Origin of the sequence: Nocardioides stalactiti (assembly GCF_014180715.1) — a bacterium.
In the GTDB taxonomy this organism is placed as follows: Bacteria; Actinomycetota; Actinomycetes; order Propionibacteriales; family Nocardioidaceae; genus Nocardioides; species Nocardioides stalactiti.
On record NZ_JACEFC010000001.1, the window covers coordinates 86,543 to 93,491 of the forward strand.

General features: G+C 72.1%; 7 protein-coding genes and 1 riboswitch. Of the genes, 1 reads left to right on the forward strand and 6 read right to left on the reverse strand.

Features of this window, described 5'->3' with window-relative positions; all coding sequences use genetic code 11:
* Window positions 1-21 precede the first annotated feature (21 nt).
* The 6 genes from H0487_RS00505 to H0487_RS00530 form a co-directional block, all read right to left on the reverse strand.
* On the reverse strand, window positions 22-414 hold the full coding sequence (locus H0487_RS00505; RefSeq protein WP_183092262.1) for a hypothetical protein: 393 nt from the start codon (window positions 412-414) through the stop codon (window positions 22-24).
* A 4-nt stretch (window positions 415-418) separates the two neighbouring features.
* Entirely contained in the window at window positions 419-697 is a 279-nt protein-coding gene (locus tag H0487_RS00510) for a MoaD/ThiS family protein (protein ID WP_183092263.1), read from the reverse strand.
* A 28-nt stretch (window positions 698-725) separates the two neighbouring features.
* The gene (gene thrC / locus H0487_RS00515) at window positions 726-2,012 is read right to left on the reverse strand and encodes a threonine synthase (protein ID WP_183092264.1); all 1,287 of its coding nucleotides are present in this window, start codon (window positions 2,010-2,012) and stop codon (window positions 726-728) included.
* 10 nt (window positions 2,013-2,022) lie between these two features.
* Window positions 2,023-2,177: riboswitch (SAM riboswitch) on the reverse strand.
* Window positions 2,178-2,259: 82 nt separating this feature from the next.
* Window positions 2,260-3,111: a trehalose-phosphatase gene (gene otsB, locus H0487_RS00520; RefSeq protein ID WP_183092265.1), complete on the reverse strand. Its 852-nt coding sequence runs from the start codon at window positions 3,109-3,111 to the stop codon at window positions 2,260-2,262.
* Window positions 3,112-3,191: 80 nt separating this feature from the next.
* Window positions 3,192-3,764 carry a LytR C-terminal domain-containing protein gene (locus H0487_RS00525; protein ID WP_183092266.1) on the reverse strand — a complete coding sequence of 191 codons (573 nt, stop codon included), beginning with the start codon at window positions 3,762-3,764 and terminating at the stop codon, window positions 3,192-3,194.
* A gap of 4 nt (window positions 3,765-3,768) precedes the next feature.
* Complete coding sequence (locus H0487_RS00530) at window positions 3,769-4,083, reverse strand: DUF3263 domain-containing protein (protein ID WP_183092267.1); 315 nt, start codon at window positions 4,081-4,083, stop codon at window positions 3,769-3,771.
* Window positions 4,084-4,225: 142 nt separating this feature from the next.
* Here H0487_RS00530 and H0487_RS00535 point away from each other — a divergent pair.
* On the forward strand, window positions 4,226-6,949 hold a 2,724-nt coding region (locus H0487_RS00535; RefSeq protein WP_183092268.1), incomplete at its 3' end, for an AMP-binding protein.

Sequence of the window (6,949 nt, forward strand, 5' to 3'; positions counted from 1 at the left end):
TCCCGCGCCCGGTCGCAGTGGTCACCGCGCCAGGCGGCCGGCGTACGCGACGTCGAAGCCGGCGCACAACGGTGCGTACCAAGCGGGCAGCCGCGAGTCGTGGCTCGGCCCCTGGAGGAAGTCGAAGAGTGCGTGCGACGCCCAGCCGGCCGCGACGATGCGGCGGCCCGCGGCGCTGTCGGCCCTCACGGCCGCGGCGGTCAGCGCGGTGGTCGCCAGCACGACGCCGGCCTCGACCCCGAGACCGGGGCCGACCTCGCGACGGGCGGCCGGATAGATCACGGCGGCACCCACCAGGGCGGCACCCGCGGCGGCGACGCCGGCGCGGCCGTCGAACCGGCGGACGGCGTGGGCCGATGCCCAGCCCAGCACCGCTCCGGCGACGAGGGCAGGGGCGGAGCGGGCGGTGCTCATCGGATCAGGAGCCGCCGGCGACGGCGGGGATGACCGAGATCTCGGTGCCGTCGGGGGTCGGGGTGAGCAGGTCGTCCTGGAACCGCACGTCGTCGTTGCCGACGTAGACGTTGACGAACCGGCGCAGCTTGCCGTCCTCGTCGAGGATCCGGCCCTTGACCCCGGGGAAGCGGGCGTCGAGGTCGTCGAGGACCTCGGCCAGGTTGGCGCCGGTGGCGCTGACCTCGCTGTCGCCGCCGGTGTAGGTGCGCAGGATCGTCGGGATCCGGACGCTGACGCTCATTCGCTGCTCGCTTTCGCTGGGGTGGGTGTCAGAGGCCCGTGGCCTTGAAGGCGGAGTACGTCGGCGCGATCGTCGCGGCCGCTCCCACCTGGCCGGACACGGCGTCGAGGGTCTTGAGGCCGTGGCCGGTGTTGATCACCACGGTCTCCTTGGTCGGGTCGAGGACGCCGGTCTCCACGAGCTTCTTGGTGACCGCGACCGTGGTGCCGCCGGCGGTCTCGGTGAAGATGCCCTCGGTGCGGGCGAGCAGCACGATGCCCTCGCGGATCTCGTCGTCGGTGACCTCCTCGACGGCACCGCCGGTACGACGGGTGATGTCGAGGACGTAGATGCCGTCGGCCGGGTTGCCGATCGCGAGGCTCTTGGCGATCGTGTCGGGCTTGACCGGGCGGATCGCGTCGGTGCCGTTCTTGAAGGCGGTCGCGACCGGGCCGCAGCCCTCGGCCTGCGCGCCGAAGATGCGGTAGGGCTTGTCCTCGACCAGGCCGAGCTTGATGAGCTCCTGGAAGGCCTTGTCGACCTTGGTGAGCTGGGAGCCGGACGCCACCGGGATGACGACCTGGTCGGGGATCCGCCAGCCGAGCTGCTCGGCGATCTCGTAGCCCAGAGTCTTGGAGCCCTCGGCGTAGTAGGGGCGGACGTTGACGTTGACGAACGCCCAGCCCTCCTCCTCGCCGGCGATCTCCGAAGCGAGCTTGTTGACGTCGTCGTAGTTGCCCTCGACGGCGACGAGGTTCTCGGTGAAGATCGCGGAGTTGACCTGCTTGGGCTGCTCGAGGTTGCTCGGGATGAAGACGACGGTCTTGATCCCGGCACGGGCGCCGGCGGCAGCGACCGCGGTGGCGGGGTTGCCGGTCGAGGGGCAGGCGAAGACCTTCGCGTCGAGCTCGCGGGCGGCGCTCAGCGCGCACGCGACGACGCGGTCCTTGAACGAGTTGGTCGGGTTGGTCGAGTCGTCCTTGACCCAGAGGTTCTCGATACCGAGCTCGCGGCCGAGGTTGTCGGCGCGGAGCAGCCGGGTGAAGCCGGGCTCGGTGTTGGGGCTGGACTCGATGTCGGTCGGCACCGGCAGCAGTGCCTTGTAGCGCCAGATGTTGCGCGGACCGGCCTCGATCTCCTCGCGGGTGATCGCCGGGAACTCGTAGGTGATCTCCAGCGGGCCGAAGCACTCCGGACACGCGTAGAACGGGCCGAGCGCCACCTGGTGGCCACACTCGCGACAGGCGAGCGCCACGGCATTGCCGAAGGCGCCCTCACGCGGACCGGACGCCGGGGTGTCGACCTGACGGTCGACCTCGGTGACGACAGCGCTCACAGTTTCCTCCTTCTCATCTGCCCCGCCGCGTCGGTCGCACCGGGTCGGATTTGGCACCGTTTCCACCGTTCCGTCCCCGTCGGCGGATACCGTGCCGGGTGGTGGAGGTAGGTGGCGGTTGCCGGGACTTCGCAGGGCCGTTCCCTCAGTCCCTCTGGATGAGCAGCACCCAAACTATCGGCAGGGACACCCTCCCTCCCAATCCAGATCCCGACATGCGAGACGCATGTCCATCATTCGAGATGAATCAGTAGCTCGACGCGGCTTGCTGGATGTCGAGGCGCAGCTGTCGCAACAGCGCGACGACGCCCGCGGGGCCGCGGACGACGATGTCCGCGAGCGGGAGGAGCGCGCTCTGCTCCTGGGAGGCGGAACAGACGCGGAGCGCCGCTACGCCCTGCTTGGCCAGGTCCGCGACAGCCTCGAACGCCTCCAGGTCACCCAGGTCGTCCCCGGCGAAGAGGAAGCCCTGGGCGTCGAGCTCGGCGGCGAGCTTCTCCACCACCATCCCCTTGTGGGCGCCGGGCGAGCGCACCTCGATCACGTTGCGCCCCGGCTCGATCACCATGCCGTGGCGCTCGGCCAGCGCTCGCAGCGGCGGCAGCAGCCGCTCGAAGGAGGCCTGCGGGTCCGGGAGGCGGCGGGTGTGCACCGCGACGGCGAGGCCCTTGTCCTCGACGAACGCGTCGGCGGCACCTGCGATGCGGAGGGTGCGAGGCAGGTCACGCTCGAAAGTCGCCAGCCCCCGGGGCGGACGTGGCCCGACGATCCTCCGGTGCCGCGAGGACCAGCGCTCGTTGCCGTACTGGCCGAAGAGGAACAGCTCCTTGCCGACCGCCTGGATCGCGTCGCCGACCTCCTCGAGCCCACCGAGGTCGAGCGCCTGCCGCGCCGGGCGGCCGGTGATCACGGCGATCGCCGCGACCTGGGGCGCCAGGTCGACGAGGACCTCGGCCGCGTCGGGGTGGATGTGCGCCCGTCCCGGGTCGTCCACGATCGGCGAGAGGGTGCCGTCGAAGTCGAGGCCGATGATGGTGCGACCGGCTACGCGGACGATGTCCGCGTAGCGATGCTCACCCTCAGCCGTCGAGAACTGCACGCGACCATCCCATCACGAAACCCCTGGTACCCGGGTTTCGGCAGGGTGAACTGAGTGCCGATCGGGTGATCGGCAGTCGTTCAGGCCAGGTCGCCGGTGAGGATGACGGTGAGGTTGGTGTCACTCATCGCCGGGTCGGCCGCGACGATCCGCTGGATGCCGAGGTCGAGGGCGAGCTTCTGGGCGGCGTCGCGCTTGCCGGGCGGGAAGTAGACGGTGGTCGCCGGGATCGTGCCGTACCAGTTGTCGGCCGCGACCGCGTTCCACCCGATCTCCTGGACCTGGGTGAGGACCTCGCCCGCGAGCCCGGCGATGCTGGTGTTGTTGAACACGACCACGCCGTAGTCGGCGCGCTCGACCGGGGGCTTGGTCTTCTTCGGCTCGAGCGGCTCGGAGGTCTCGGTCTCGGTCGGCTCGTCGGTCGGGGAGGTGACCTCGTCGTCGTCCTGCGGGGTCTGGGTGGGGGTCGTCTCGTCGGGGGAGGAGGACGAGGTCTGGATCTCGCGCTCCTCGGGCTCGGCGCCGCGCGTCGCGACGAACGCGAAGGCGGCGACGGCCACGGCGACGATGCTCAGCCAGACGACCGGCGAGGGCAGGACGGCGCCCCGCTCGTTGCGCTGGGTCCGGTCCGTGGGGGAAGGGTGACCGGTCATGGGATCAGACCTCGAAGCCCAGGCGGCGGGCGGAGCGCTGACGCTGGCGCTGGGAGCGCAGCCGGCGAAGCCGCCGGACGAGCAGCGGGTCGGCGGCCAGGGCCTCCGGGCGGTCGATCAGGGCGTTGAGGACCTGGTAGTAGCGCGTCGAGCTCATGTCGAACTTGTCGCGGACGGCCGTCTCCTTGGCGCCGGCGTACTTCCACCACTGGCGCTCGAACTCCAGGATCTCGCGGTCGCGGTCACTGAGCTGGTCTCCGGGCGCGGTCGCGGTCGCGCCGTGCCCGTCCAGGGACGGGATGCTCCGCTGCGGGTCCATGCGTTCTCCCCAGGTCGACAGTGGTCTCGGACCTACTGTAGACGCCGAATCACACGGATGTCATTCGGCCCGCCGACGTGTCTCGTCCCGACGCCGCTACCTTGTCCCCCGGGGAGGAAGCACTGCGGACGAAAGGCGCTCCATGGCAGGGCCGATCGGTCGGATCACCCGGCACACCCAGAACCTGCTCGAGGTCGCACGCTACGGCGGTCTGCGCACCGGCGAGCTGCCCTCGGCGTTCGAGGTCGCGGACCGCGGTGTCCACCACCGGCTCCGCCGCTACGAGACCGACCTGCCCGCCGATGCGCCCTCGGTCGTCCTCGTGCCGCCGCTCATGGTGAGCTCTGAGGTCTTCGACGTCTCCCCGCAGGCCAGCGCGGTCCGCACCCTGGCCGCGGACGGAGTGCAGCCGTGGGTAGTGGACTTCGGCTCCCCCGAGCACGAGCCCGGGGGCCTGGAGCGCACCATCGAGGACCACGTCCTCGCCGTCGACCAGGCCGTCGACTTCGTCCTGCGCGAGACCGGCCGTCCGGTCCACCTCGCCGGCTACTCCCAGGGCGGCATGTTCTGCTACCAGACCGCGGCCTACCGCCGCAGCGAGGGCATCGGCAGCATCACGGTCTACGGCTCGCCCGTCGACATGCACGGAACGACCCCGTTCAAGGTGCCGACGCAGGTGGCGACCACCGGTGCCCGGCTCCTCAGCGGTACGGCGAACCGCTACTCGCTCCCCGGCTGGATGACCCGCACCGGGTTCCGCGCCCTCGACCCGATCGGCGCGGTCACCGGCCAGATCGCCTTCCTCTGGGCGCTGCACGACCGCGAGGCGCTGCTGCCGCGCGAGGGTCAGCGCCAGTTCCTCATGCGCGACGGCTGGGTCGCCTTCCCCGGTCCGTCCCTGTCCTACGTGCTCGAGCAGTTCGTCCTGCACAACCGGATGCTGAGCGGCGGCTTCTCGGTCGCGGGACGCGCGGTGTCGCTGGCCGACATCGACGTCCCGGTCCTCACCATCGTCGGCGAGGTCGACGAGATCGCGCCGGCGGGGACGGTCCGGGCGATCCGCCAGGCCGCGCCGCGGGCCGACGTCCACGAGCTCAGCATGCGCGCCGGCCACTTCGGCCTGGTGGTCGGCTCGTCCTCGATCGCCCACACCTGGCCGGCCACCGCCGCGTGGGTGAAGTGGCGCGAGGGGCTCGGCGACCTGCCCGAAGCGGTCGTCGCCGTGCCGCGCACCGAGGGCACGGCCGCCCCGCGCGAGCGGCTCGAGCACAACCTGGAGCTGGCGGGCAGCATCGCCGAGCAGACCGCCCGCCGGATCGCCGCCGAGGCCGCCCACCCGGTCCGCCGGATCCAGCGGCTCTTCACCCCCGCGGCCCAGATCCCGCGCGTCGCGCGCGCCGTCGGCCTGCGCGGCAGCACCCACGAGTCGCTGGCGACGGTGTTCGACCGCCGGGCCTCGCACTCCTCCGCCACGGTCGGCTTCCTCTTCGAGGGCCTCGTCTACGACTACGGCGTCATCAACGACCGGGTGGACCGGATCGTCCGGGGCCTCGTCATCGACGGGGTGGAGCCGGGCAACCGGGTCGGCGTGCTCATGGCGACCCGCCCGACCGCGCTGGCGCTGATCATCGCGCTCAACCGGATCGGAGCCGTCGCCGTCCTCCTCCGGCCGGACGGCGACTCCGCCCGTGAGGCCGAGCTCGGCGAGGTCACCCGGGTCTACACCGACCCCGCCCACGAGGCGCTCCGGCCGGCCGGGGTGCCCGGCAAGGTCTTCCTGCTCCGCGGCGGCGCCGAGCCCGCCGACGGGATCAACGACCTCGAGGTCAAGGAGCAGGACGCTCCCCCGATGCCGAAGTGGTACCGGCGCAACGCCGGCCGCGCCGACGACCTCGCGTTCGTGTTCTTCCGCGGGCACGGCGAGCGGACCCGCCTGGTCCGGGTGACCAACGGGCGGTGGGCGCTCACGGCATACGGCACGGCGTCGTCCGCGCAGCTCTCCGACCGCGACACCCTGTTCTCGGTCAGTCCCCTGCACCACCCGGCCGGCCTGCTGACGTCGATCGGCGGCGCGGTCGTCGGCGGCTCCCGGATCGCGATGCTCAGCGACCTCGACCCGGAGACGTTCTGGGCCGAGGCCCGTCGGTACGGCGTGACCGCCGTCTCCTACACGTGGACCCAGCTCAACGCCCTCGTCGAGGCGCCGCCCAACCCGGCCGAGCGTGACCACACCATCCGGCTGTTCTTCGGGTCCGGCCTGCCACGCGGTCTCTGGAGGCGCGCGACCGAGCGGTTCGCCCCCGCCGGCGTCCTCGAGATGTGGGCCTCCAGCGAGCTGGGCGCGATCCTCGGCAACGTCGCCGGGAACAAGATCGGATCCGTGGGCCGCCCGCTGCCCGGGTCCGCACGGATCCGGCTCGCGCGCTACGACCTGGCCGCGGGCGAGGTCGTCCGCGACGACGCAGGATTCGTGGTCCCGGCCGCCGCGGGCGAGCTCGGCCTCCTGATGACCACGGACAAGGCCAACGTCGCCGGGCGGGAGCCGCAGACCGACGTCTTCGCGCCCGGGGACAACTGGCACGCCACGGCGAGCCTGTTCCGTCGCGACGCCGACGGCGACTACTGGCTCGAGGGGATGGTCGACGAAGTGGTCCGCACCGCGGCCGGCCCGGTCCTGCCGGCCCCCGTCGCGGCCGTCTTCGAGGAGCTGCCCAACGTGGTCTCGGCGGTCGCCTACCCGCTGACCGATCCGAGCGGCGCCGAGGTCGTGGCGGTCGCCCTGTCGACCCGCAAGGGGGTCGGCGCGGCAACGCTCACGGCCGCCGCGTGGCGGCTGCCCGCGGGGAACCGCCCCTCCATCGTGCAC